The organism is Trinickia sp. (assembly GCF_051953405.1).
Taxonomy (GTDB): Bacteria; Pseudomonadota; Gammaproteobacteria; order Burkholderiales; family Burkholderiaceae; genus Trinickia.
On the sequence record NZ_JBQCIV010000131.1, the window covers coordinates 68,796 to 91,847 of the forward strand.

Genomic DNA, 23,052 nt, shown 5'->3' on the forward strand with positions numbered 1-23,052 from the left:
GCGATACTTGTGCGAACGAACGAATTGTTGCGATGTATTCCATTTACCGAAAAAGATCGAACGGACCGAAAGCCTTGATGACGGAGGGGCGCTAGATGATCGGAGAGGCAACGCGAGACGACGAGCCGGCCGCGCGTGACGAAGCCGCGGATACGCCCGGCGTCGGCATGCTTGCACGCGCATTCGCGCTCGTGCGCGCACTCGCATCGCTGCAGACGAGCGGCGTGCGCGTGACGCAGCTCGCGAAGACGGTCGGGCTCACGCAGGGCACGACGCACCGCATCTTGCGCGCCCTGATCGCGGAGGGGATCGTCGAACAAGACGAGCGCTCGAAGCTATACCGGCTCGGCGTCGACTTTTTCGCGCTCGCGGCGCAAGCGGGCAATCCCGGCGGCATGCGCGCGCTCTGCCGGCCGGCCTTGCTTCGGTTGTGCGCGAGCTTGGGCGAGACGATCTTCCTGCTCGCCAAGAGCGGCTTCGATGCCGTATGTCTCGATCTGTGCGAGGGGCCGTTTCCGATTCGTTCGTTTACGAACGACGTCGGCGGGCGCATTGCACTCGGCGTTGGGCAGGGCTCGCTCGCAATCCTCGCATTCTTGCCCGAGGCCGAGCGCGAAGAAATCATCCGCTACAACGTGCCGCGTATTCGCGGCTTCGGGGTGCTCGACGAAGTTTATTTGCGCACCGAGATCGAACACGTGCGGCAACTGGGCTATGCGGCGCGCAATAGCGGCGTGCTCGAGGGCATGGCCGGCGTCGCCGTGCCGATTCTCGATCGCACCGGTACGGCCGTCGCAGCGTTGAGCGTCGGCACGCTCGCCTCTCGGCTTGGCGACGACCGCCTGCCGATGGTGGTCGAACTGCTCAAGCGCCAGGCCGATTCGATCGGCCCGCAGACGAATCCCTTCGACGTCGCGCTCAAGCGCCGTCCCGCGCACGGCCTGGCCGCCACGCCCGCCGGCGAGAGCGCTTAGGTGGCACTCAGGTGGCGCTTAGTGGTGCATAGGTGGCGCATAGGAAGCAAGAACGAGACAGCGCCGGCGCGCAGCGGCGATACGCGGGCGCAACTCCGGTAAACTTACGCCTTTCGCCCGTATTTTTCTCCGCGCCATGACCCAAGACGAACTCAAGCGATTGGTCGGCCAAGCCGCCGCCGATTATGTCAACGCCAACGTAGCCGAAGGCACCGTGATCGGTGTCGGTACCGGCTCGACCGCGAACTGTTTCATCGATGCGATCGCCGCACACAAGCATCGCTACCGCGGCGCGGTGTCCAGCTCGGTCGCGACCACGGCTCGGTTGCAACAGCACGGCATCAAGGTGTTCGATTTGAACGAGGTCGAATCGTTGCCCGTGTATGTCGACGGCGCGGACGAGATCGATCCGACCGGCGCCATGATCAAAGGCGGCGGCGGTGCGCTGACGCGCGAGAAGATCGTCGCCTCCGTGTCCGAAGTTTTCGTCTGTATCGCCGATGCGTCCAAGCGCGTGCCCGTGCTGGGCGGCTTCCCGCTCCCGATCGAGGTCGTGCCGATGGCGCGCACTGCGATAGGCCGCCGGCTGACGGCGCTCGGCGGCGTGCCGGTGCTGCGTGTCACGAAGGACGGCGCCCCTTATATCACCGACAACGGTAATGAAATCTTGGACGTCAAACAATTGACGATCCACGAGCCGCGCGTGCTCGAAGCTCAGATCAACGCCTGGCCCGGCGTCGTCACCGTCGGTCTATTCGCGAACCGCGGCGCCGATCTTTGCTTGCTCGGGTCGGACGCCGGCGTCGAAACGATCGATTACCGCTCGCAAGGCTAAAGCAGGATCGGTCGCGGCACGAACGCGTCTGCGGCGCGGCGGTCGCCGCCGCCGATCGTTCGAAGCCGTTCGCGCGAGGCTTAGTTCACCGAGTTCGTTTGGTGAAGGCTCGGCAGCAAGCGGTCGAATTCTCGCTTCACGAGCCCATAGCATTCGCAGGCGCGCGATTCGAGGCCTTGTCGGTCCAGCACTTTGATGTGCCCGCGGCTGTGATGAATGAGGCCTTGGCTGTGCAGTTTGCCGGCGGCCTCCGTGATTCCCTCGCGCCGCACGCCGAGCATGTCGGCGATCAACTGCTGCGTCACGGCCAACTCGTCCGTGGCAGCGCGATCGATCTCGATCAGCAGCCAGCGGCATAGTTGCTTGCTCAACGAATGGTGCCGATTGCAGGCGGCCGTTTGCGCGACCTGCGTAAGCAGCGCTTGCATGTAGAGCAGCATGAGTCGGCGTAGCAGGTCCGAACGGGCGATTTCCTGCTTGAGCTGTTGCGCGCTCATCCGATAGGCGAAGCCCGAACATTGCACCTGGACGCGGCTCGGCATCGTTTCGCCGCCGGTGAGCACCTGCACGCCTGTCATTCCCTCGCGGCCCACGGCGGCCAGTTCGACCGAGCCGCCGTCTTCCATCATCGAGAGGATCGAAATGATTGCCGTCGTCGGGAAATACACGTGATGGATTTTATGGCCGCAGTCGCAAAGCAGTTGCTCCGTGCGTAAATGGACCAATTCAAGATGCGGCGTCAGCGCTTGCCATTCGTGCGACGGCAGCGCGCCGAGAAGGTGATTGCCGTGAAGGTCGGATTGTAGCGTCAACATGATCGGTCCTCGGTGGCTTGCCGCATCGTGCGTCCCGCGCACTGCTCTTGCGGCATGTTCGTTACTTGGGCCGGGTTCTCGCGCACGGATCGAACGGTGAAATCGTCGGCTCGATGCGTGCGCTTCCCGGCGTCGTGTTGGCCTGTCTCCCTGGCCGCGGCGCCGTCTGTGCGGCAGCGCTCGGTTTGCGGGCCCAGTTCTGCGAGGATCGTGCCAAGCCCCATTGCACGGCGGTCGCGCCAAGAGGTCGCGATGTTGCCTTGCGCGCAATGTGGGTCGCCCCCGCTTTTTGTTTCAAATCTGCAAATGCGGCGATGGCTTGCGCTTCCTACAAGATGCGTTCAACTAGTTGGCTCAAGTCGTTGATCGGCTTGGCGTTTGAGTGCGGACGCAAACCGTCGGCGCGCCGACACGCACGGAAGACGGCAGGCGCCGTTAGCGGGTAGCGAAACGTCGAAACGATTCAGCCGTGTTGCACGCTGCGGCAGGCGTGCTGCAATGCGCGCTTTCGTCGGACCTGGCTCGCCCCCGAGGGGCGAGGGGCCACCCGTCGCGCTGTTTCAAACGCCGCGATCGCATTCGCGAAGCGACGCGCCGAACGCCGTCGGACGGGGCATGGCGACGTTACGCGTCGGCGTAAAACGTGGCGTGCCGGAAATGACTCATTGTTGAGACACGGACGAAATGGTGCGTCGTTGCGTAATTTCCCCAATGGCGCACGAAGTCCGCGAAGTGGGTGCGATGGCGAACGGTATTACGGTTGCGTCGGACGTACCGTGCAGCCATAGCATTCGTCGTACATTGTTTCGGACAACGAAACGTCTCGCCGGTGGTCAAATGAATGGGTAGGCGAGGCGCGTCGAAGAATGAGTCGCGTTCTCGCGAAATCGTGTAGGTATCCGAAACGAATGCGCGCCATGGCGCAAAGGCTAGATGCAACGGCGACCTATCTGTGCGCGGTGCGCACCGATTTCGTCAGAGGGATAACCCTGTTCAGGCGTTTCCCAATGGCGCGCCGCAACGGATCCAAGCACCGTATCGCTTATCGGCTGCGGTTGGGCGGGCGGTGCGCAATGAAACAGGCAAAGAAGCGTCGGACGGCGCATCGGGGGGAGATATGGAGCAGGGCAAAGACCGTTCGCTAGTGAGCAAGGTTATGGACGGGCTCGTTAGCGGGATCGTCGAAGAGAAATACGGCGCGATACTGCCGCCGCAGGACGTGCTGTCGAAAGAGTTCGACGTGAGCCGGACGGTCATGCGCGAAGCGCTGTCGATGTTGCTCGCGCGCGATATGCTCGATGTCCGTCCGAAAGTGGGTACACGTATCCGATCGATGCGCGATTGGCGCATGATCGACGAAGACGTCGTGAATTGGCGGTTTCGCGCAAAGCCCGACCCGCAATTCATGCGCGACGTGATCGAGTTTCGGATGCTGATCGAGCCGCGCGCGGCGGCGCAGGCGGCCTCGCGTGCCAGCGTGTCGGAGGTTGCGGCGATTCGCGAGGCGTTTGAAGTGTTTAAAACGCTGGCACCTGGCGACGCCGGCTACCAAGCGGCCGACGAACTGTTGCATACGCGCATCGTCCATGCGAGCGGCAATCAGTTCTTCCAGCAGATGGCGGCCATTATTCGCGGCGCGCTATCGGCCACCCATCCGATGCTCAGTCAGAAGCCGGGGGCCTGGGAGATTTCGGTGCGCACGCACGAGCGGCTAGTCGAAGCGATCGAGCGGCGCGATCCGAAAGAAGCCGAAGCCGCGGCGTTGGCCGTCATCGACTTCGCAGCCGATGAAATCAGCCGCGAGTTTTCGGTGGAAATGCCGAACCGTAGATAACTTCGTGCGCATTCCATGCAAGACCGGCGGCAGGTTGCGCCGGTCTTTTCATTTGGGGCAACGATCCATGGAGTGCGGCATGGCGTGAAGATCGAACGGGATAGAACGCATGGCGACATCGGGCGTCTTATCATGTCGAGCGTTTTGATCTAGATCAATGAAAGTGGTGATTGACGATGGCGCCGCCTTAAACGAGGAAGGGATGCGACGATGAATAAGGTTCGAAGGATCGATTGGGGCATCGTGGGCGCGGGGCATATCGCGCACCGCTTTGCTCAAGGGTTGGCGCATGTGCGCGATGCCCGCATTGCTCGCGTATGGTCGCGCCGTGCCGAAAGCGTGAATGCGTTCGTGGGGCGCCACGGAGGTCAGGCCAGCGGACGGTTCGAGGATCTGCTGGCCAGCGATATCGACGCCGTCTACATCGCCACGCTCAACGACAGCCATATCGATTTCGCACGCGCGGCGCTGGCGGCCGGCAAACACGTGCTTTGCGAAAAACCGGCCGCCCTGAACGTGCGGCAGCTCGAGGCCGTGCTGGATACGGCGCGAACGCACCAGCGGCTGTTCATGGAGGCGATGAAGCCGCCGTTCTTCCCGCTGTACCGAAAGCTGCGCGAGCATCTGCAAGCCGATCCGATCGGCCCAGTCGGCCTCGTGCGTGCGGGCTGTTCGGTGGCGGACGTCCCATCCGACCATCCGTCGTTCTCGCTGGCCGAAGGCGGGGGCGCGCTGCTCGACATCGGGATCTACGAGATGTTTCTCGCCGTCGATTGGCTCGGGGCGCCGCTCGACGTGCAGACGTTCGGGCGAATCGGGCCCACGGGCGTCGATACGTTCGCGAGCGTGCATAGCCGGCACGAGGCCGGCATCGCCCAACTCTTTTGCGGGCTCGACCTGGACGGCAAAGGCGACGCGCTACTGGCCGGGCCGTTGGGCCATGTTTGGATCCACGAAAAATGGTGGAATCCCGTGCGTGCGACCGTGAGTTACGTCGGCGGGCGAGTGGTCGAGTTGAACGTGCCATTCGAAGGCGGCGGGCTCAACTATGAAACCGAGCACTTTTGCGAACTCATTCGCGCAGGCGCGCTCGAGAGCCCCATCATGACCCATGCGAAGTCGCTGCAGATGATCGGGATGGCCGACGCGGCACGCGCAGCGCTCGGCGTGAAGTTTCCCGGGGAGTGATGCGGCCCGACCGGCGCGCGCGTCTTCTTGCGCGCGGCAACGGCTAGGCCCCTCGCTCAATGGCGCGAGGGCAATGCGAGCCGGCGTTCGTAGCGGTGCTGCACCCATTCGAGCACTTGACACAGCACCCAATAGACGGCGGCCGCCGCGAGATACAGCGGCAGCGGCTGATACGTCGAAGCGATGATTTCCTGTGCGCTGCGCAGCAGTTCGGTGACAGTAATGACCGACACGAGCGACGTGTCCTTGATCAGGCTGATCAGGCTGTTCGACAAGCTCGGCACGGCGATGCGCAGCGCCTGCGGCCCAATGACGTAGCGCAGCGTTTGGCGGCGCGACAAGCCGAGGCTATAGGCCGCGAGCCACTGTCCGCGATGAATGCCGTTGATCGCACCGCGCATGCTTTCCGAGAGATAGGCCGCGACGTTCGCGGATAGCGCGATCACACCGGCCGGCGTCGGATCGAGCGAAATCCCAATGCTTGGGAGTCCGTAGTACACCACGAATATCTGCACGAGCAGCGGCGTGCCGCGCATGAGGCTCACGTACACGCGCGCGATCCAATTCAGCGGCTTGCTATGGCTGATGCCCATCAGCGCGAGGAACACGGCGGCGACGAGGCCGAAGATCATCGAGAGGACGGCAAACTTGACCGTCAGGACAGCGCCCTGCGCGAGCACGGGCATCGATCGAACGAGCAGGGTGGTGGTGGACATGTCGTTTATTGTTGAGGACGGCTAACGAAATTGGCCATTTCGAGCGCGAAGTGCGGTGCGCGCGAGCGCACATGATATACGCGACGAAGCGAGGGCGTGCGTTGCCGCGCGGTTGCCGCATCGTTGCCGGTCCGGCGCCATGCGCCCGGCGACACAAAAAGCGAAGGGCGGCATCATGACGATGCCGCCCTCATGCGGTCCGACGTATCGTCTGCCCGAGGCCGCTTACTTGGCAACCGGCTTGGTCACGTCGATGCCGAACCATTTGTCGGAGATCTTCGCGAACGTGCCGTCGGCTTCGAGTTGGGTCATCGCATCGTCGATGGCCTTGGCGAACTTCGGATTACCCTTCTTGAACGGAATGCCCGACGGATTGCCGCTGCCGACCATCGCACCCGGACGCAACGGCAACTGCGAGTTCTTGAGCAGATAAGCCACCATCAAGCGGTCGTTCAGCGCCGCGTCGATACGGCTGGCGGCGAGGTCGCTCAGATACTCGGGCGCGCCCGGATAGGTCTTGACGTCGATGCCCGGCACCGACTTCGCCATATCCATGTAGTTCGTGCCGAGACCGACACCGAGCTTATGGCCTTTCAAATCCTCGAGCGACTTGAACGTGCGATCGTCGTTCTTGCGTTGAATCAGCTCGGCACCCGAGAACGTATAGCCCGGCGAAAAATCGAGCACTTTCTGACGCTCGGGCGTGATGCCGACCTGGTTCACGATCACATCGAACTTGCCGGCTTGCAAACCGGCGATGATGCCGCTCCACTCCGTCGTAATGAATTCGGGCTTGACGCCGAGTTTGGCGGCGACGGCCTTGGCGATGTCGACGTCGAAGCCGACGAGTTCGCCGTTCGGCGCCTTCGAATCGAACGGCGGGAACGTGCCTTCGCAGCCGATCCGCAGCGTGCCGCGCGCTTTGACCTGATCGAGCAAATCTTCGGCGTGAGCCGTGGCGGCCACGAACGTCATGCCGATCACGCCGGCCGTCAGAATCTTCTTGAGCGTCCCAAATTTCATCTTTTCAGTCCCCTTTTGCTGAGTGCCCCCACTGGGCTTTCGCGAGTGCAGCCATCATAGCGATATTGCAATCGCGACATAAATACCGTTTGTTTATGTCTATATGCGGGCCGTATGCGCGTGCGCAATCGCGTCGACGCATTCTCCCACCAGCGCCGGCCCGCGGTAGATGAAGCCCGTATACACCTGCACGAGCGACGCGCCGGCGGCGAGCTTGGCCACCGCATCCTCGCCGGAGGCGATGCCGCCCACGCCGATGATGGCCACCGCATCGCCTACTTCGGCACGCAGCTTACGGATCACGGCATTGGACGCATCGAACACGGGCTGGCCCGACAGACCGCCGGTTTCGTCCGCATGCGGCATGCCTGCCACCGCGGCGCGCGAGAGCGTGGTGTTCGTGGCGATCACGCCTTCGATGCCGTGGCGCAACAGCGTATCGGCGATCGCCTTGATCTGTTCGTCGTCGAGATCGGGCGCGATCTTCAGCGCGAGCGGCACGAGTTTGCCGTGCAGATCGGCCAGGCGCTGCTGCTTGTCCTTCAGCGCGCCGATCAGTGCGTCGAGTTCGTTTGCGCCTTGCAACTGCCGCAGGTTCTTCGTATTCGGCGACGAAATGTTGATCGTCACATAGCTCGCGAATGGGTAGACCCGTTCGAGGCAGTACAGGTAATCGTCGGCGGCGCGCTCGATCGGCGTATCGGCGTTCTTGCCGATATTGAGCCCGAGCGGGCCGCGGTAGCGCGCAGCCTGCACGTTCTTGACGAACTGATCGACGCCGCGGTTGTTAAAGCCCATCCGATTGATCAGCGCGCCGGCCTCCGGCAACCGAAAGATGCGCGGGCGCGGATTGCCCGGTTGCGCGCGCGGCGTGACGGTGCCCACTTCGATGAAGCCGAAGCCGAGCGCGGCGAGTCCGTCGATGCAAGCGCCGTCCTTGTCGAGCCCAGCCGCTAAGCCTACCGGATTGCGGAACGCGATGCCCATGACGGTGCGCGGCAAATCGGGGACATGCGGCGCGAGCAGCCGCGCAAGGCCCGTGCGCCCGGCGGCGCCGAGCATACCGAGCGTGAAGTGGTGGGCGTCTTCCGCATCCATGCGAAAGAGGCGCGCGCGTACTAGCGGGTAAAGGGAACTGAGCACTTGAACCGTCGGTGGGAAAAAGAAAACCCGCTATTTTAGCGATTTCGGCGCGCACCCCGGCCGCGCGCGCCATGCGCGGGGTGGCAGGGAGCGCGCATCGCGTAACGAATCAGGTTCGGTCGGCATCGGGCGCCGAGCAGGCAAGGGGCGCCCAGCGCCCATCGACGAGACCTTCCAGCGGCCGGAAATTCGCCTTGTAAGCCATCTTCGGACTTTCGCGAATCCAGTAGCCGAGGTAGACGTAAGGCAGCCCGAGGCTGCTGGCTTGTTCGATTTGCCAAAGGATGTTGTAGGTCCCGTAGCTCGTGTGCGGGGCATCGGGCTCGAAGAAGGTGTAGACCGAGGACAGACCGTCGCCGAGGATGTCGATCATGCTGACCATGCGCAGGACCCCCGCGTCATGCGGCGCATCGGGCGGCTCGCGGAACTCGACTAGGCGCGAGTTGATGCGGCTATGCAAAAGGAATTGTTCGTATTGGTCGCGGCTGTCTCGATCCATGCCGCCGCCGGCGTGTCGCGCGGCCTGGTAGCGCATGTACAGGACGTAGTGCTCTTCTTCGTAGTGCAGCGACGACACCGAGGCGACGAGCGAGCCGTGCCGCTTCCAGACCCGGCGCTGAGTGCGGTTCGGCGCGAACGCGGCGACCGGCACGCGTACCGGCACGCAGGCCCGGCAGCCTTCGCAATACGGCCGATAAGTGAACACGCCCGAGCGCCGGAAGCCGGCCTTCACCAGGTCGGTATAGACGTCGGAGTTAATGAGATGGCTCGGCGTCGCCACTTGCGAGCGCGCGATGCGGCCTTCCAGATAACTGCAGGGATACGGCGCGGTCGCGTAAAACTGCAGTGCGGAAAGCGGTGAAAGCGGCAGCTCATTGGGGTGAGTCATCGGCGGCTCTCAATGCATCGTCCTTGTTCTGACGGGCCGCCTCGACCATCGGCGAGCGGCGCGGGCATCAACCTATACCGCATGCGGCAGGACTTCATGCAGTACCGCCTTATCGAACTGCCACGGGATAGGAGCCGCGGCCACAGCGGTGCGCACATGAGCGACGAACGTCTTGCGCGCGATCTCGCGTCCGCCAAGGGACGCTAAATGCGGCGTGTTTTGCTGGCAGTCTATCATTTCTATTTCGTGACGGCGCAGGTGGCCGACGAGTGCGGCCAGCGCGATCTTCGACGCGTCGCTCACCTCGGCGAACATCGATTCGCCGAAGAACATTCGTCCGATGGACACGCCGTATAGGCCGCCGACGCGCTGGCCGTCGAGCCAGGTTTCGATGCTATGCGCGTCGCCGATGCGATGCAGCGACGCGTAGGCGTCGATGATCTCCGCGGTGATCCAGGTGCCGCGCTGGCCGCGGCGCGGCGCTTGCGCGCACCGTCGCATGACGGCCGGGAAATCGGCGTCGACGCGAATTTCCCAACGCGGGTCGCGCAAGACGCGCTTGAGCGTTTTGCGCAGCGACGGCGACACTTTGAATTCGCGCGGCAACAGAACCATCCGCGGATCGGGGCTCCACCAAAGCACGGGCTGGCCGTCGGAGTACCACGGGAAGATGCCGTGACGATAGGCGTCGACGAGCCGCCACGGCAGCAAATCGGAACTCGCGGCGAGCAGCCCGGGCGCGCCGCTCGTTTGCCCGAGCGCGCGCTCGACAGGCGGGAAGGGATCGTCGGGGCCGAGCCAGGGGACCATGTTCGGGCCGGGCGCGGTCAGCCTTCGCGCAAGGAGCGGAAAATATCGCCCGTGTGCAGCCCGTAGTTGCCGGCCGAACGATCCGCGAAAAAGAAGCGCAGCGTTTGCCCGACAGTGGGGAACGCGATGTCGTCCCAGGGGATATCGGCTTCGTCGAACAGCCGCACTTCCAGGCTCTCTTCGCCCGCTGCCACGTCGATATCGAGCAGGCGTGCGAGATAGAACAAGTGCACCTGGTGCACGTGAGGAACGTTCAGCAGCGAAAACAGGTGTTGCACTTCCACGCGGGCGCCGGCTTCCTCGAGCGTTTCGCGCGCGGCGGCTTCGGCGGTCGTTTCTCCCATCTCCATGAAGCCGGCCGGCAGCGTCCAATAGCCGTAACGCGGTTCGATGGCGCGCCGGCACAGCAGCACCTTGTCTTCCCAGACCGGGACGGTGCCGACGACGTTGCGCGGATTCTGATAATGCACGGTGCCGCAGCTTTCGCAGACGAAGCGCTCGCGGTTATCGCCGGGGGGGATGCGTAAGCTGACTGCTTGGCCGCAGACGGAGCAGAATTTCATAGGGAGCGTGCGGAACTGGGTGATGCGAGTGTATCACCGGGCGCGCCGTGTGCTGCCTCGCGCCGCGATCTTAGGACGCCGCGCCGATAGGCGGTGCAGGGGACCGCACCGAGGTGCTCCAGCACCGAGTCCGGGCGCAACAAAAAGCCGGGCGTGGGCCCGGCTCCGGCGGCTTGCGCGCTTGCGCACGGTCACCCGAATAATTTCATCGCCTGGGTCAGCGTATTGACGACGCCCCATGCCAAAGGAATGAGCACGTAGGCCCAAAATACGGCGAGACGGGCGGCGCTCGTTGGCTGGGCGGTTTGCGTAGCGTGTTGCATGTTCGATCGTCTCCTTAGCGCTCGGCCGCGAGGTCGGCTTCGGTCATGTGGTGCTGGGCGTCGACGCGCGTGACCAGCAAGTTGCAAACGAAGCCGACGACGAGGAGCGCGGCCATGATATGGACCGTCATCGTGTAGGCGTCGGCTTTGGCCACCCCGTGCGCCACTTCATAGGCACGGATGTAATTGACGAGCACCGGCCCGGCCACGCCGGCCGCGGCCCATGCCGTCAGCAATCGGCCGTGGATTCCACCCACGAACGCCGTGCCGAACAGATCGGCCAAGTAGGCCGGCACGGTGGAGAACCCGCCGCCGTACATCGAGAGGATCACGCAGTAGGCGAGGACGAACAGCGCAATATTGCCCGACGTCGCAAAGCTCGGCACGAGGTAGTAGAGCACGGCGCCGAGCACGAAGAAGACGAAGTACGTGTTCTTGCGGCCCAGCTTGTCCGAGGACGACGCCCAGACGAAACGGCCGCCCATGTTGAACAGCGACAGCAATCCGACGAAGCCGGCCGCCGCCGAAGGCGTCACCGTGTTCTTGAAGCTTTCCTGGATCATGACCGAGGCCTGGCCGAGGATGCCGATGCCCGCCGTGACGTTCAAGAAGAGCACGAGCCAGACGAGATAGAACTGCGGCGTTGTCAGTGCGCGATCGATGTGCACGTGGTTGCGCGTGATCATCTTGTGCGCCGTGTCGGGTGGTACCCAGCCGTCCGGCTTCCAATCGGCGGGCGGCACGCGGATCGCCAGGGCGCCGATCGACATCGAGATGAAATACGCGATGCCGAGGACGACGAAGGTTTGAGCGACGCCCACGCTCGTCGCGCTTTTAAAGTGGTTCATGAGCGCCACCGACAGCGGCGCGGCGATCATCGCGCCGCCGCCGAAGCCCATGATCGCCATGCCGGTTGCCATCCCGCGACGATCGGGAAACCAGCGGATCAGCGTGGACACGGGCGAGACGTAGCCGAGCCCGAGCCCGATGCCGCCGATCACGCCGTAGCCGAGGTAGAGCAGCACGATCTGATGCAGCCACACGCCGAGCGCGGAGACGAGGAAGCCGCCGCCGAAACAGCAGGCCGCCGTCAGCATCGTACGGCGCGGCCCCACGTGCTCGAGCCATTTGCCCGCGAAGGCGGCCGACAGCCCCAGAAAGACGATTGCCAGAGAGAAAATCCAACCGAGCGTGGTGAGCGACCAGTCGCCGGGCGCGGACTGCGTCACGCCGATGACTTTCGTCAACGGCCCATTGAAGACGGAAAACGCATAAGCCTGGCCGATGCACAGATGGACCGCCAGGGCTGCGGGCGGCACCATCCAGCGCGAAAACCCCGGTTTGGCGATGGTGGCTTGTTTGGACAGGAACGGCGGCGAACCGGCAATGCCGGGCGAATCGGTTGTGCTGCTCACGGGGGTCTCCATCTCGTATCGTTGTGTTGTCGCCCAAGCGGCCGTTTGCATGCGTGTTCGCCATGCGGCCGCGCGTGTTGCGCGCTCAACGATATGAAGGCAGATTAGTGCCCGCAATAGGAAACCGGAATGCATAAAGGGTTGTGCCGGATGACGTATGCGCAAACGAGGCACATAGTGGGACGAAACTTTGCGCGAGACCGTGCAGGGGGCTTCGCAGGGCGCTGCAGCCGGTCCGGAAGCGACAACGGCAGACGACAGCTAAAACGCTCACTCCCGGATATGCCAACTTCGGCATGGCAAAACAAAAAGCCCGATCCAGGGACCGGGCTTCGATGTTTCAGCGATGCCACCGAAAGGACGCTTTCGCATCGACCTTCAGCTTCTTTCGCTGCGTTTTGCTCTATTTCGGCGGCTTTGGCGCTTTGGTTGCGGGGGTAGGATTTGAACCTACGACCTTCGGGTTATGAGCCCGACGAGCTGCCAGACTGCTCCACCCCGCGTCCGTCGAAAGATGAGAGTATAGGGGAAACCAGAATGCGTTGCAACACAAATCGACGAGTGCGCCAAATCCGCGGCGCGTTTGCGAACGTGAGGGTGCCGACCGTACGCTAGAATCGCCCCATGAACCTCGAACACGATCTCCAAGCCATTACCCGCCAAGAGCACGCGCTGGTGTTTCCGCGCTTCGACGCAGCGCGTGCATGGAAGCTCGGCACGTTCTTGCGCGAGCTGGCGATCGCCCGCAATCACGTGATCGCCATCGACGTCCGCACGTTCGGTGTGCCGCTATTTTTCTGCGGGCTCGACGGCACGACCCCCGACAATTCGGCCTGGGTGCGTCGCAAGAGCAACATCGTCTCTCACTTTCGGCGCAGTTCGTACGCGGTCGGGCTGCGCTTGCAGCACACCGGCGCGACGCTCGCCGACAAATACGGCCTGCCGGCCAGCGAGTATGCGGCGGCGGGCGGCTCGTTTCCCATTACGCTGGCCGGTGTCGGCGCGATCGGCTCCGTCACCGTGTCGGGGCTCACGCAGCGAGCCGATCACGAACTCGTCGTCGAAGCGCTGTGCGCCGAACTCGAACGCGATTTCGCCGAACTCGCGCTCGACAAGGTTTGATCGATGCGCGGCTCGGGCTACCTCTGGCTGGCGATCGCGATTGTCGCCGAAGTGATCGGCACCTCGGCGCTGCGCGCGTCGGAAGGGTTCACTCGGCTGGCGCCCGCGCTCGTCGTCGTCGCGGGATACGGGCTCGCGTTCTATTGCTTGTCGATGACGCTCAAGTCGATGCCGGTTGGCATCGTCTATGCCATCTGGTCGGGCGTCGGGATCGTGCTGATCACGCTCGTGGCCATGGTGCTCTATCGCCAGATCCCCGATCTGCCGGCGGTGGCCGGGCTGTCGTTGATCGTGGCCGGCGTCGTCGTGCTCAATCTCTTTTCGAATATGCAGGCGCATTGAGCGCAGGCATCGGGCGCCGATCGCACTTAGCCGCTGCCATTCCGATCCACATCAACGCGGATGCCCGCTTGCGCCACGGCGCGTCGGCTCGCTTCGCCCTCCGGCGTGGCGGCGTCTTCCCATAGACTGATGGCGCGCGGCACGTCGATGCCGTTGCGTTCGGCGTAATCGAACCATGCGGTCGATGCATCGGCCTCCGAGATGGGGCGGCCGTCGAGAAAGTATTGATCCATGGCGGTGGCGGCGAGCGGGGCTTTCGATTGCTTTCAGCCATGGCGGCAGCAAGAATCGGGCGCGCGCAGTTCCCATGCGGTCCGCGTGCATGCTACCTTTTGCGTCTCGCGAACTTTCCCCGCTCGCTGCCCATGTCCACGCCAGAATCGATGCCTGTCGCCTCCAACGAGGTCCGCACTCGAGTCGAGAACCGCATCGGTTACATCGAGCTGAACCGACCGCAGGCGCTCAATGCGCTGTCTCTTCCGATGATTCGCGCCATGCAGGCGGCGCTCGACGGTTGGCGTCGCGATCCGCAGGTGCTGGCCGTGGTTGCGCGCAGCCTGCATCCGCGCGCGTTCTGCGCCGGGGGCGACGTGCGTTTCTTCTACGAGGCGGGGCGCCGTGGCAATGTGGCGGCGCGCGATGCTTTCTTCACCGAGGAATACGCGCTCGATCATGCGATCTTTACTTACGCCAAGCCCTATATCGCGCTGATGGAAGGCGTTGTCATGGGCGGCGGCATGGGCATCTCGCAGGGCGCGCATCGAACGGGTGGGCTGCGCATTGTTTGCGAGACGACGAAGATGGCCATGCCCGAGACGCGGATCGGCCTGTTTCCCGATGTCGGGGCCGGCTGGTTCCTCGCCCGCACGCCGGGGGCAATCGGGCGCTATCTTGCCGTGACCGGCGCCACGATCGGCGCTGCCGACGCGCTGTATGCAGGATTGGCCGACGCATATCTCGATACCTCGGCGATCGAGTCGCTGATCGAGGCGCTGGGTTCGCAGCCGTTCTCCGACACGCGCGATGTCCTGGCCTGCGTCGAACGGTTCGCGAGCCACGCGGCGCCGCCCGTCGAAGCAGGCGCGGCAGGCCGTTCGGCCGCGCTACCGCTAGCAGTGGCGCGGACGTGGATCGACAGGCATTTCGCTCAACCCGACGTCGCCGCCATTCTCGCCTCGCTCGAGGCCGAGACCGAAGCGGGCGCGCGCGAGTGGGCGCAAGAAACCGTTCGCGTCATGCGCGAACGTTCGCCGTTATCGATGGCCGTGTCGCTGGAGGTGGTGGCACGCGCCGAAGGGCCGATGTCCGATTGCCTGCGGCGCGATTTGGATTTGACGCGCTCGATTTTCGATCATGGGGATGTCATCGAAGGCGTGCGCGCGCGCATCATCGACAAAGACGACCGCCCGGCGTGGCGCATTGCGCGGATCGAGGATGTGACGCGTGCCGAGGTCGAACACATGTTCGTCAGCGCGTGGACGCCCGATACGCATCCGCTGCGCCATTTGCTGGGATAGGTCGACGGGCGGGCCGATCGGTCGTCGATCCCGGCTGACGCCGCGCGGGAGCGCGCCGATTCCGGGCCGGAACCGCGCTTAGAGCGATTAAGCGTCGTCGTCTTCGAGACGCATGAAGGCGCGCATGAAGACGAGCGCGCCCCAGCCCCAGACAGCATTCGCCGCAAAGCCCACCGCGAGCCGCGGCAGCATATTGCCGCTAGGCCAGATGCCGCGTGCGGGATCGAGCGCGAACACGCGCGCGGCCGTCAAGACGATTCCGCCGAATACGAATGCCTGCACCCATGGCGCCGGGCGCTCGGGCGAGATGCGCAGCAGCCACGCCATCAACACGGCCCATGCCGCGCTCCAAATCGCATTGGCGATGAATTCCGGGATCCCGAGCGGTAAGAACGGATCCGTCGAAAAGCCTGTCGCGGCGATCAGACCAGCCGCGTGCAACAGCCCGAGCGTGGCTTCTCGGAAGAAAAGCGCCGCGAGAAATCCGGAGACGAAAGGCAGAATGAATTTTTGCATTGGGGCGCGGCGAACCCGTTCGGTGCGGGGCGACTGGCGCGCGGCCGGTGCACCTACGCGAGTTCGCGAGAATCGGAACGAGCGACATTATAGGCGGGCCGTCGCCAAGCGCCGGCTTGGTGCGGCATTGCCGTCGGCGCCATTCCCGGAAAGTGCTAAATTGAAGAGTCGATGGCATGCGATGAGGAGTGGGCCATGTCCAAATCCCTGAGTCCCGAGGCGGTCGAGGCACTACGGCGCCTGAGCGAAGTCGGTGTCGGCCAGGCGCCGCCGCTTGTCTCGATGTCGGTTGCGGCCGAATTGCTCGGTGCGGGCCTTGCCGACGAAAACGGCAATGGCGTCATCGAAATCACTTGCGATGGGCGCAAGTATTTGTCCGGGGATTGCGATTAGTCCTGCGCGCCGGCACGCGCGTGCTCCAGCGCGCGGCCGTGCGCGGCGGCGAAGATACGGTGTCCGGGAGGCAACCATGGAACCGAACGGTATCGACATGGGCGATTACGTCGAGCGCTACCACGGCTTCACGCTCGAAGTCGCGATCGAGCAGGTCATGACGGGCCTGAAATCGCATTACCGTGTGCTGCGCGATCGCGAGATCGCACTCGATTGGCGTTTGGTGCGCGTCGGCGAAACCTGGCCGACGGAGCGGCACGCGGCACAGCACGCGCTGGACACGGCACGAGCCGCCGTGGACGCCGAACTGGTTTGCGCTTGGCCGCGCGAACGATAGCGACGCACCGGCGCGCCGGCACCCGCGCCGCTTCGCGAGTGTCCGGCCTCAGGCCACAGTCGCGACGCTGCTAGGTCGCGGATGGCTCGCGTGCCGGCTCGGCGGAGCCGGCCTCGTCCTCATCGCGCGTTTCGGGCAGTGCGGCCCAAACGAGCAGCACCGCGAGGGCGCCGGCCGCGGCGAGTGCCATGAAGCTGACCGTGTTGCCGAACCGATCCGAGATGAATCCGGCCGCGAGCGTGCTCAGCGTCGCGCCGATCCCCGCCGTGAGCCCGAATAGCCCGATGCACAGGTTGTAATGTCCTTTGCCGCCCGCCACATCGGCTGCGATCAACGGCAGCATGACCCCGAAGACGGCCGCGCTGATGCCGTCGAACAATTGCACCGGGACGAGCAGATACGGGCTCGAGACGCCAGCGAACAACAGCGCGCGCACCGGCAGCGCAGCGAACCCGAATAGGAGCAACGGGCGCCGCCCCCAACGCTCGGCGGAGCGTCCGACCCATGGCGACATGGCTGCCACGACCATTTGCGGCACGATGATGCACGCGGCGATCACGAGCTGAACGTTGTCGGTCATATGCGCGGTCACTTCGCCGGCCGCGAGATTGAGCATCGCCGCGTTCGACAGATGGAACAGCGCGATGCACACGGCGAAGATGAGCACGCGGCGATCGCGCAGCAGCGAACCGATGCTTTCGCGATGTTCCGCGACGGCCGGCGCCGGCGGATTGGGTGCCTGCGGCGCGCCCGTATTGCGCGGCAAGCCGAACGCGGCGCGACTCGTATCCTCGATCATCGTGAGCGCGATCAGCGCCGGCACCGTGAGTGCGGCCGTCAACCAAAACACGGCGCGCGCCGACGAATATTCGCCGAATGCGCCCATCGCCGCCGCCGCGAATGCGCTGCCGATGGAGGCAAAGCGCGCATTGCGGCCGAGCCGGTCGCCCAATGCATGGCGGCCGACGAGCGCGAACGATATCGCGGCGATCGCCGGCGTCAACATACAGCTCGCGAAGCCGTGAAACAGTTCCGCCGCGAGTACGGGCAGTAGGGTGGGGCTGGCGGCGAGGAGCAGGGCGCAGGCGGCGATTGCGACGATGGCCGCGGCGCCTGCGCCTTTTTTGTTGCGCAATGCATCGATCAGCGCGCCGGCGGGCACCTGGCTCAGCATGGCCGTGGCGGTACCGACGCTCAGCGCGACACCGATTTCGCCTTGCGTCCACTTGTTGGCGGTGAGGTATGACGCGATGAACGGACCGAACCCTGTCTGGACATTGGCCAGAAAGAAGTTCAGCCAGTCGAGCGCGCGAAGACTTCGTGAAATTGCCATCTGCGCGTTCGTTACCTTGTAGGCTGGCCGGTCGAGGCCGCGGCCGGCGCGACGGTGCGCACCGGTTGGTTCGGCGCGTAGGGCGGCGCCGCATTGACCTGCGCGTCGGACAGATCGGTTTGGAGCGATAGGGTGTCGTCTTTTTGCACGAATTTAACGGCGGACCAATCGGCCGCGATACTGCGCCGTTCGTGAATGAGACTGCCGACGTCCACGACGGCAGCTTGCGGCTCCCCGTGGGTGTCGATCAATACGTCGACGACACGGCCTACGCGCGTGCCGTTGGCGCGTTCGGCCGTCGCATCGATCAGCCCCAGCAGATGCGCATCGTTCGCGCCTGCGCCGGCCGGCTTGCCCGGCGCGTTCTCCTTGCCTTTGGCCGCGGCCGCGGCCGGCGCCTCGTTCGGTCCGATCGAGAGCGTGATCGGTGCATTGCGGTGCGTCGGGTCGAAGCGGAAGTCGCTCCACGGGAAATGCATCTTGCGATCGCCGATGCCCAGGAAGCCCGCCAGATTGACCAGCATCTCGCGTGGCTTACCGGCCGCATCGACGAACATGTCGATCGCGCGTCCGATGACTTTGCCGTCGGGACGTTGCACGCGCGTGTCGAGCAGCCCGTGGATATCGTCGGCCGCGAGTGCGCGAGTGGCGATCAAGGGCGGCGGTGCGGCGGGCTTCGCCGGCGGAGGCGGCGGCGCCGGCTGCGGCTTGGGCCGCGGATGATAAACGGGCTTAGGCGTCACGTGCTTGTGCTCGGGCGCCTCGCGCGGCGGGGCCGCGACGGGCGCGGAGGCCGCAGGCTCGGACGCGGGCTCGGCAGGCTCGATTTCGAGGGGCATGGCATTGAGTTCGGGGTCCTGCGCTGGTGTGGGAGGAGGCGGCCCGAACCACGTGCTGCACCCGGCCAGCGTGGCTAGCGATAAGACGAGAAAGACGCGCCCGGCGAGGCGCTGACGGGACGATCCGTCGCTCATTGACCCAACTCCCTATATGTCTTGCGGCGGGCAAGGCGGCGCATTCGCGACACGCCGCCGCGTTCGCGCGGACACCATTCTAGCGGCTGAGGTAAAATTAAGGGCTTGCCGCTTGTCTCCGTTCGTCTGAATCCCTCAATGTCGCCACGCCCTCCAATCAGTCCGCGCCGTGTATCCGTCGCCCCCATGATGGATTGGACCGATCGTCACTGCCGTTATTTTCATCGGCTTATTTCGCGTCACACCTGGCTTTATACCGAAATGGTGACGACGGGCGCGTTGCTGTTCGGCGACGTTGCGCGTCATCTCGCGTTTACGCCTGCGGAGGCGCCTGTCGCGTTGCAGCTCGGCGGCAGCGAGCCGGACGATCTCGCGCGCGCCGCGAAGCTCGGCGAGCAGTGGGGGTACGACGAAATCAATCTCAATTGCGGCTGCCCGTCGGAGCGCGTTCAGCGCGGTGCGTTCGGAGCTTGTCTCATGAACGAGCCGCGGCTCGTCGCCGATTGCGTGCGTGCGATGCGCGATGCGGTATCGGTGCCCGTGACGGTCAAGCACCGCATCGGCGTGGACGCCGTCGAGGATTACGCGTTCGTGCGCGACTTCGTGGGGACGATTGCCGAGGCGGGCTGCGAAGTGTTCATCGTGCATGCGCGCAATGCCATCTTGAAGGGCTTGTCCCCGAAGGAGAATCGCGAAATTCCGCCGTTGAAGTACGAGTACGCGTATCGGCTCAAGCGGGATTTTCCGTCGTTGGAGATCGTCATCAACGGCGGCATCCAAACGCTCGACGAAGTCGAGTCGCATCTACAGCATGTCGACGGCGTGATGTTGGGCCGCGAGGCCTATCACAATCCGTTCGTGCTGGCCGAGGTCGATGCTCGCTTTTACGGCGGGGAGCCTGCCAAGACGCGCGAGCAGATCGAAGCCGAACTGATTGCCTACTGCGAAGCCGAGCTTGCGCGCGGGACCTACCTCGGGGCGGTCGTGCGCCACGCGCTCGGGTTGTATCGCGGCGTGGCCGGCGCGCGAGGCTGGCGCCGCGTGCTGTCCGACAACAAGCGGTTGGCGGCGCGAGATCTCTCGATTTTCGAGGAGGCGCGCAGCCATCTTCGCGAGCCGTCGGAAATTATCGGCTGAGGGGCTAGGCAAGCGGCAAATCTATTCGTATAATCTCGCTTCTTCGTTGGCAACGCCGGCGAAGGAATCAGCGGTACCAGTGGTGGCTGTAGCTCAGTTGGTAGAGTCCAGGATTGTGATTCCTGTTGTCGTGGGTTCGAGTCCCATCAGCCACCCCAAAAAATCGACCGCTTAGCTCCCCCATTCCCCCTGTAAACTCGCGGCATCAAGATTCCAAAAATGGGATTTGACGAACCTTCGCGTTTGCAGGCACCCATGGTGTACATGGGGGCGATGGCCGATTTGTTCAGGCTTGCGGGCAGCAAGCAGTGGCACAAGTGTGTGACTGGATGTAGCGTGGGGCCAATGAGTCGTCAATGCTGTTTCTTGCCCACGCTCAGCTCGATCCCTCCGTGAGCAAGTGTCCGAATGGTGCCGAAGTGCCGGCGCGCAATTGTCAACCTAGATCCTGCCGGCGAGTCCCCTTGATCGGAGGCGTCATTGCCTGCCTCTCCGCACGCGCGGGAATAGGCCGCGCCCAACGCACACGCACGTCTACATCCGATCCGCAGGCTGTTACGCCGGTTCATGTGGTTGTGTCGGTTCCTGCGGCGAATGCCCCTTCGTCGGCGTCCGCGCCGCTCTCCGCATACGTGACCCACCGGGCCCGCCGCAGCGGAAAGCCTTATGATCGAGGCTTACTGCGACGATTCGATGGTCGGACTCAATCCCCCTGTCGGCTTCCCGTACCCGAACAACGTACTTCGGATCTGCAAACGGCCTTGCTTGTTCGTCAACTGATCGGCGGCTAGAATGTGTCGCCCTTACCAACCAGAGGAAACAATGGACCGGTTCGCCCTAACAGAATTGATTCTCGCGCGTCTGAATAGCGCTGAGGAAAATATTCGCCAGCAATGGCAAAACCCTATCGGGACCACTACGCGGCACTTTGTTGTTGATGATTTTCTTCCGGTGGATGTGGCTCGCGACATTTATTCGGCGTTTCCGAAAGATGGAAATGGTTTTTATAACCGGGAATCATTTCGAGAGAAAAAGCGGACCTCCGCGCATCTGGATCAATTTGAGCCGCTTCTAGGAGAAATCACGCACGCTTTCCAGTCGCCAGAAGTTGTCGAACGAGTCTCGAATCTCGTCGAGTTCACGCACATTGAGCCGGATCCGAGCCTGTATGCAGGTGGGCTCTCGATGATGTTCAAGGGTGACTTCCTGAACCCGCACATCGACAATAGTCACGATGCGGCGCGCGACCGCTACCGGCGCCTCAATTTGCTGTTTTACGTCTCGCCGGACTGGAAACTCGAGAATGGCGGAAACTTTGAGCTTTGGGACGAAGAGCGTAAGGTGCCGAAGACGCTAGTCTCGCAATTCAACCGGCTCGTCGTGATGGAGACGAACAAGACGTCATGGCACTCGGTGAGCCAAGTAGCCGTCGACGCGCCGCGCTGCTGCGTCTCGAATTATTTCTTTTCTCAAGTTTCGCCGGACGAGACGGACTACTTTCATGTCACATCGTTCACAGGACGTCCGGAAGAGACTGGAAAGCGCATGTTAGGGGTGGTCGATAATGCATTACGGAACACCGTCTCAAAGGCGCTGAAGATCGGGCGCGGAAAAGACGAAGTCAACAAGGCGTAGCGTATGCAAGGCGGCAAGCAGACGTTCGAAGGCATCCAGGCACTAAGGGCAATAGCTGCGCTTGCCGTCGTTCTATTTCACACGCTGTCGACGTTCGATCAGAGCCGCTCGAACCTTCCGCACTGGATCAATGCAGCGATTCAGAAGGGAGATGTCGGAGTCGATCTCTTCTTCGTCATAAGTGGATTCGTTATCACTCTGTCCGCCATGCCGGGTTTCGGCCGGGACGGCGAGTCTTCGCTCGCCTTCCTGATTAAGCGATTCTTCAGGATCGCTCCGGCATATTGGGCGGTATCCATCGTCTACATCTACTACTTCCCGCACATCGACAGCCATCAGATTGCGAAGTCGCTAGCCTTCTATCCACTGCGCGGGGACCAAGCGCCATACTACGGCGTACCAGTCCTTTATGTAGGATGGTCTCTCGTCTACGAGGTGTACTTTTATCTCGTCTTCGGCGCAAGTCTGACGTTCGGCAGGCGGGCCATTTTTTCGGTGCTTCTATATTTCGTTGCGACTCTCATTATAGCTCCAGTGCTTGCGGGGAACACGCTTAGTTTTTCGACAGGCGAAGCCAGTTACTACCGGCATGCCTATTTTTCGATGGCGACCAACCCCATCATTACTGAGTTCCTTTATGGTGTGGGTGTGGCGTATCTCTATCGGGCGATGCGGGAGAGGTTCAATAGAAAATGGCTCCGGGTGTTTCTGTCCGCATCAGTTGGACTTACTCTTGCATGCCTTGCGGTGAGTCATAGCGGCTTTGACATCGTGCGGCACGGATTGCCGTTTTCCGCGCTGGTACTAGCCGTGGCGCTCGCCGAGCATGGCGGCCTGATCCGCATGCCCCGATTCGCCGTCTATCTGGGCGAGATTTCTTACGGAATCTATCTCGTCCATCCGGTTGCGTTGCTGTTCCTAGCGCGAACAAGGCCGCTTTCAAATGGTCCGGCACACATTGAGGCAATCGAGTACATGCTCGTCGTCGTCATGACGATTTTCCTCGCCAGCAAACTCCATCGATACTTGGAACTGCCGTGCATTGACCTCGGCAGGAAGTTGGTCGGTCGATTTGCAGCGAATGAGCGGCGCGTTACGGTTGCGAGCGCGCTCAAGGCGGCGATCGACGAATAATTCCAGAAGCGCTGATCGAGCAAAACGTAGTTCGTTAGCCGTTCGGTTGGACAACGGGCGAGGTCCGGTGCAACCAAGGTGGTA

The 23,052-nt window shown here is 63.3% G+C and carries 25 protein-coding genes and 2 tRNA genes; 13 read left to right on the plus strand and 14 right to left on the minus strand.

All coding sequences use genetic code 11. The annotated features are described in order from the left end of the window. Positions 1-95 precede the first annotated feature (95 nt). Complete coding sequence (locus ACTHN9_RS24020; protein WP_440539314.1) at positions 96-974, plus strand: IclR family transcriptional regulator; 879 nt, start codon at positions 96-98, stop codon at positions 972-974. A 136-nt stretch (positions 975-1,110) separates the two neighbouring features. Further along, entirely contained in the window at positions 1,111-1,809 is a 699-nt protein-coding gene (gene rpiA, locus ACTHN9_RS24025) for a ribose-5-phosphate isomerase RpiA (RefSeq protein ID WP_440539315.1), read from the plus strand. Positions 1,810-1,889: 80 nt separating this feature from the next. On the opposite strand, the gene ACTHN9_RS24030 is transcribed toward rpiA, so the two are convergent. Next, positions 1,890-2,624, minus strand: a complete 735-nt coding sequence (locus ACTHN9_RS24030; RefSeq protein ID WP_440539316.1) for a Crp/Fnr family transcriptional regulator — start codon at positions 2,622-2,624, stop codon at positions 1,890-1,892. Between the two features lie 1,117 nt (positions 2,625-3,741). Between ACTHN9_RS24030 and ACTHN9_RS24035 the strand changes: the two genes are divergently transcribed. Together ACTHN9_RS24035 and ACTHN9_RS24040 are read left to right on the plus strand one after the other, a co-directional pair. Next, positions 3,742-4,458, plus strand: coding sequence for a FadR/GntR family transcriptional regulator (locus ACTHN9_RS24035; RefSeq protein WP_440539317.1), 717 nt, complete (start codon positions 3,742-3,744; stop codon positions 4,456-4,458). Between the two features lie 210 nt (positions 4,459-4,668). Further along, positions 4,669-5,646 carry a Gfo/Idh/MocA family protein gene (locus tag ACTHN9_RS24040; protein WP_440539318.1) on the plus strand — a complete coding sequence of 326 codons (978 nt, stop codon included), beginning with the start codon at positions 4,669-4,671 and terminating at the stop codon, positions 5,644-5,646. Positions 5,647-5,702: 56 nt separating this feature from the next. Here the strand turns inward: ACTHN9_RS24040 and ACTHN9_RS24045 are convergent, their stop codons facing one another. From ACTHN9_RS24045 to ACTHN9_RS24085, 9 genes are all read right to left on the minus strand, one after another. After that, positions 5,703-6,362, minus strand: coding sequence for an amino acid ABC transporter permease (locus tag ACTHN9_RS24045; protein ID WP_440539319.1), 660 nt, complete (start codon positions 6,360-6,362; stop codon positions 5,703-5,705). A gap of 225 nt (positions 6,363-6,587) precedes the next feature. Further along, positions 6,588-7,385, minus strand: a complete 798-nt coding sequence (locus tag ACTHN9_RS24050) for a cystine ABC transporter substrate-binding protein (RefSeq protein ID WP_440539320.1) — start codon at positions 7,383-7,385, stop codon at positions 6,588-6,590. A 99-nt stretch (positions 7,386-7,484) separates the two neighbouring features. Continuing rightward, entirely contained in the window at positions 7,485-8,528 is a 1,044-nt protein-coding gene (locus tag ACTHN9_RS24055; protein WP_440539321.1) for a quinone-dependent dihydroorotate dehydrogenase, read from the minus strand. Positions 8,529-8,637: 109 nt separating this feature from the next. Then, positions 8,638-9,417: an arginyltransferase gene (locus tag ACTHN9_RS24060; RefSeq protein ID WP_440539322.1), complete on the minus strand. Its 780-nt coding sequence runs from the start codon at positions 9,415-9,417 to the stop codon at positions 8,638-8,640. Between the two features lie 72 nt (positions 9,418-9,489). Then, a complete protein-coding gene (aat, locus tag ACTHN9_RS24065; RefSeq protein ID WP_440539323.1) occupies positions 9,490-10,227 on the minus strand; it encodes a leucyl/phenylalanyl-tRNA--protein transferase in 738 nt (245 codons plus the stop codon). 17 nt (positions 10,228-10,244) lie between these two features. Next, positions 10,245-10,790, minus strand: coding sequence for an NUDIX hydrolase (locus ACTHN9_RS24070; RefSeq protein ID WP_440539324.1), 546 nt, complete (start codon positions 10,788-10,790; stop codon positions 10,245-10,247). Between the two features lie 191 nt (positions 10,791-10,981). Then, the gene (locus ACTHN9_RS24075) at positions 10,982-11,113 is read right to left on the minus strand and encodes an MFS transporter small subunit (protein WP_440539325.1); all 132 of its coding nucleotides are present in this window, start codon (positions 11,111-11,113) and stop codon (positions 10,982-10,984) included. Between the two features lie 14 nt (positions 11,114-11,127). Next, positions 11,128-12,540, minus strand: coding sequence for an L-lactate MFS transporter (locus ACTHN9_RS24080; RefSeq protein ID WP_440539326.1), 1,413 nt, complete (start codon positions 12,538-12,540; stop codon positions 11,128-11,130). Positions 12,541-12,954: 414 nt separating this feature from the next. Next, positions 12,955-13,031, minus strand: a tRNA-Met gene (locus ACTHN9_RS24085). Positions 13,032-13,152: 121 nt separating this feature from the next. Between ACTHN9_RS24085 and ACTHN9_RS24090 the strand changes: the two genes are divergently transcribed. Then, positions 13,153-13,650 carry a heme-degrading domain-containing protein gene (locus tag ACTHN9_RS24090; RefSeq protein WP_440539327.1) on the plus strand — a complete coding sequence of 166 codons (498 nt, stop codon included), beginning with the start codon at positions 13,153-13,155 and terminating at the stop codon, positions 13,648-13,650. Between the two features lie 3 nt (positions 13,651-13,653). Then, complete coding sequence (locus ACTHN9_RS24095) at positions 13,654-13,992, plus strand: DMT family transporter (RefSeq protein ID WP_440539328.1); 339 nt, start codon at positions 13,654-13,656, stop codon at positions 13,990-13,992. A gap of 26 nt (positions 13,993-14,018) precedes the next feature. Here ACTHN9_RS24095 and ACTHN9_RS24100 read toward each other — a convergent pair whose 3' ends face one another. After that, the gene (locus ACTHN9_RS24100; protein ID WP_440539329.1) at positions 14,019-14,225 is read right to left on the minus strand and encodes a hypothetical protein; all 207 of its coding nucleotides are present in this window, start codon (positions 14,223-14,225) and stop codon (positions 14,019-14,021) included. Positions 14,226-14,357: 132 nt separating this feature from the next. Here ACTHN9_RS24100 and ACTHN9_RS24105 point away from each other — a divergent pair, with 132 nt between their 5' ends. Then, a complete protein-coding gene (locus ACTHN9_RS24105) occupies positions 14,358-15,509 on the plus strand; it encodes an enoyl-CoA hydratase/isomerase family protein (protein WP_440539330.1) in 1,152 nt (383 codons plus the stop codon). An 87-nt stretch (positions 15,510-15,596) separates the two neighbouring features. On the opposite strand, the gene ACTHN9_RS24110 is transcribed toward ACTHN9_RS24105, so the two are convergent. Then, positions 15,597-16,025, minus strand: coding sequence for a hypothetical protein (locus ACTHN9_RS24110; protein WP_440539331.1), 429 nt, complete (start codon positions 16,023-16,025; stop codon positions 15,597-15,599). Positions 16,026-16,220: 195 nt separating this feature from the next. On the opposite strand from ACTHN9_RS24110, the gene ACTHN9_RS24115 reads away from it, so the two are divergent. Then, entirely contained in the window at positions 16,221-16,418 is a 198-nt protein-coding gene (locus ACTHN9_RS24115) for a hypothetical protein (protein WP_440539332.1), read from the plus strand. A gap of 76 nt (positions 16,419-16,494) precedes the next feature. After that, positions 16,495-16,755: a hypothetical protein gene (locus tag ACTHN9_RS24120; RefSeq protein WP_440539333.1), complete on the plus strand. Its 261-nt coding sequence runs from the start codon at positions 16,495-16,497 to the stop codon at positions 16,753-16,755. A gap of 70 nt (positions 16,756-16,825) precedes the next feature. Here ACTHN9_RS24120 and ACTHN9_RS24125 read toward each other — a convergent pair whose 3' ends face one another. Next, positions 16,826-18,088, minus strand: coding sequence for an MFS transporter (locus tag ACTHN9_RS24125; protein ID WP_440539334.1), 1,263 nt, complete (start codon positions 18,086-18,088; stop codon positions 16,826-16,828). Positions 18,089-18,099: 11 nt separating this feature from the next. After that, positions 18,100-19,062, minus strand: a complete 963-nt coding sequence (locus tag ACTHN9_RS24130; RefSeq protein ID WP_440539335.1) for a PRC-barrel domain containing protein — start codon at positions 19,060-19,062, stop codon at positions 18,100-18,102. 138 nt (positions 19,063-19,200) lie between these two features. Here ACTHN9_RS24130 and dusA point away from each other — a divergent pair, with 138 nt between their 5' ends. From dusA to ACTHN9_RS24150, 4 genes are all read left to right on the plus strand, one after another. Next, complete coding sequence (gene dusA, locus ACTHN9_RS24135) at positions 19,201-20,199, plus strand: tRNA dihydrouridine(20/20a) synthase DusA (RefSeq protein ID WP_440539336.1); 999 nt, start codon at positions 19,201-19,203, stop codon at positions 20,197-20,199. A gap of 82 nt (positions 20,200-20,281) precedes the next feature. Further along, positions 20,282-20,357: transfer RNA gene (locus ACTHN9_RS24140), tRNA-His, on the plus strand. A 664-nt stretch (positions 20,358-21,021) separates the two neighbouring features. Further along, the gene (locus tag ACTHN9_RS24145) at positions 21,022-21,834 is read left to right on the plus strand and encodes a 2OG-Fe(II) oxygenase (RefSeq protein WP_440539337.1); all 813 of its coding nucleotides are present in this window, start codon (positions 21,022-21,024) and stop codon (positions 21,832-21,834) included. Positions 21,835-21,837: 3 nt separating this feature from the next. After that, entirely contained in the window at positions 21,838-22,968 is a 1,131-nt protein-coding gene (locus ACTHN9_RS24150; RefSeq protein ID WP_440539338.1) for an acyltransferase family protein, read from the plus strand. Positions 22,969-23,052 lie beyond the last annotated feature (84 nt).

Coding starts and splice junctions, on each gene's coding strand:
- rpiA (WP_440539315.1), top strand. CDS start 1,111: ATGACCCAAGACGAACTCAAGCGATTGGTCGGCCAAGCCGCCGCCGAT.
- ACTHN9_RS24020 (WP_440539314.1), top strand. CDS start 96: ATGATCGGAGAGGCAACGCGAGACGACGAGCCGGCCGCGCGTGACGAA.
- ACTHN9_RS24115 (WP_440539332.1), top strand. CDS start 16,221: ATGTCCAAATCCCTGAGTCCCGAGGCGGTCGAGGCACTACGGCGCCTG.
- ACTHN9_RS24150 (WP_440539338.1), top strand. CDS start 21,838: ATGCAAGGCGGCAAGCAGACGTTCGAAGGCATCCAGGCACTAAGGGCA.
- aat (WP_440539323.1), bottom strand. CDS start 10,227: ATGGTCCCCTGGCTCGGCCCCGACGATCCCTTCCCGCCTGTCGAGCGC.
- ACTHN9_RS24105 (WP_440539330.1), top strand. CDS start 14,358: ATGTCCACGCCAGAATCGATGCCTGTCGCCTCCAACGAGGTCCGCACT.
- ACTHN9_RS24125 (WP_440539334.1), bottom strand. CDS start 18,088: ATGGCAATTTCACGAAGTCTTCGCGCGCTCGACTGGCTGAACTTCTTT.
- ACTHN9_RS24035 (WP_440539317.1), top strand. CDS start 3,742: ATGGAGCAGGGCAAAGACCGTTCGCTAGTGAGCAAGGTTATGGACGGG.
- ACTHN9_RS24040 (WP_440539318.1), top strand. CDS start 4,669: ATGAATAAGGTTCGAAGGATCGATTGGGGCATCGTGGGCGCGGGGCAT.
- ACTHN9_RS24080 (WP_440539326.1), bottom strand. CDS start 12,540: ATGGAGACCCCCGTGAGCAGCACAACCGATTCGCCCGGCATTGCCGGT.
- ACTHN9_RS24030 (WP_440539316.1), bottom strand. CDS start 2,624: ATGTTGACGCTACAATCCGACCTTCACGGCAATCACCTTCTCGGCGCG.
- ACTHN9_RS24070 (WP_440539324.1), bottom strand. CDS start 10,790: ATGAAATTCTGCTCCGTCTGCGGCCAAGCAGTCAGCTTACGCATCCCC.
- ACTHN9_RS24130 (WP_440539335.1), bottom strand. CDS start 19,062: ATGAGCGACGGATCGTCCCGTCAGCGCCTCGCCGGGCGCGTCTTTCTC.
- ACTHN9_RS24145 (WP_440539337.1), top strand. CDS start 21,022: ATGGACCGGTTCGCCCTAACAGAATTGATTCTCGCGCGTCTGAATAGC.
- ACTHN9_RS24110 (WP_440539331.1), bottom strand. CDS start 16,025: ATGCAAAAATTCATTCTGCCTTTCGTCTCCGGATTTCTCGCGGCGCTT.
- ACTHN9_RS24095 (WP_440539328.1), top strand. CDS start 13,654: ATGCGCGGCTCGGGCTACCTCTGGCTGGCGATCGCGATTGTCGCCGAA.
- ACTHN9_RS24060 (WP_440539322.1), bottom strand. CDS start 9,417: ATGACTCACCCCAATGAGCTGCCGCTTTCACCGCTTTCCGCACTGCAG.
- ACTHN9_RS24090 (WP_440539327.1), top strand. CDS start 13,153: ATGAACCTCGAACACGATCTCCAAGCCATTACCCGCCAAGAGCACGCG.
- ACTHN9_RS24050 (WP_440539320.1), bottom strand. CDS start 7,385: ATGAAATTTGGGACGCTCAAGAAGATTCTGACGGCCGGCGTGATCGGC.
- dusA (WP_440539336.1), top strand. CDS start 19,201: ATGTCGCCACGCCCTCCAATCAGTCCGCGCCGTGTATCCGTCGCCCCC.
- ACTHN9_RS24120 (WP_440539333.1), top strand. CDS start 16,495: ATGGAACCGAACGGTATCGACATGGGCGATTACGTCGAGCGCTACCAC.
- ACTHN9_RS24045 (WP_440539319.1), bottom strand. CDS start 6,362: ATGTCCACCACCACCCTGCTCGTTCGATCGATGCCCGTGCTCGCGCAG.
- ACTHN9_RS24075 (WP_440539325.1), bottom strand. CDS start 11,113: ATGCAACACGCTACGCAAACCGCCCAGCCAACGAGCGCCGCCCGTCTC.
- ACTHN9_RS24100 (WP_440539329.1), bottom strand. CDS start 14,225: ATGGATCAATACTTTCTCGACGGCCGCCCCATCTCGGAGGCCGATGCA.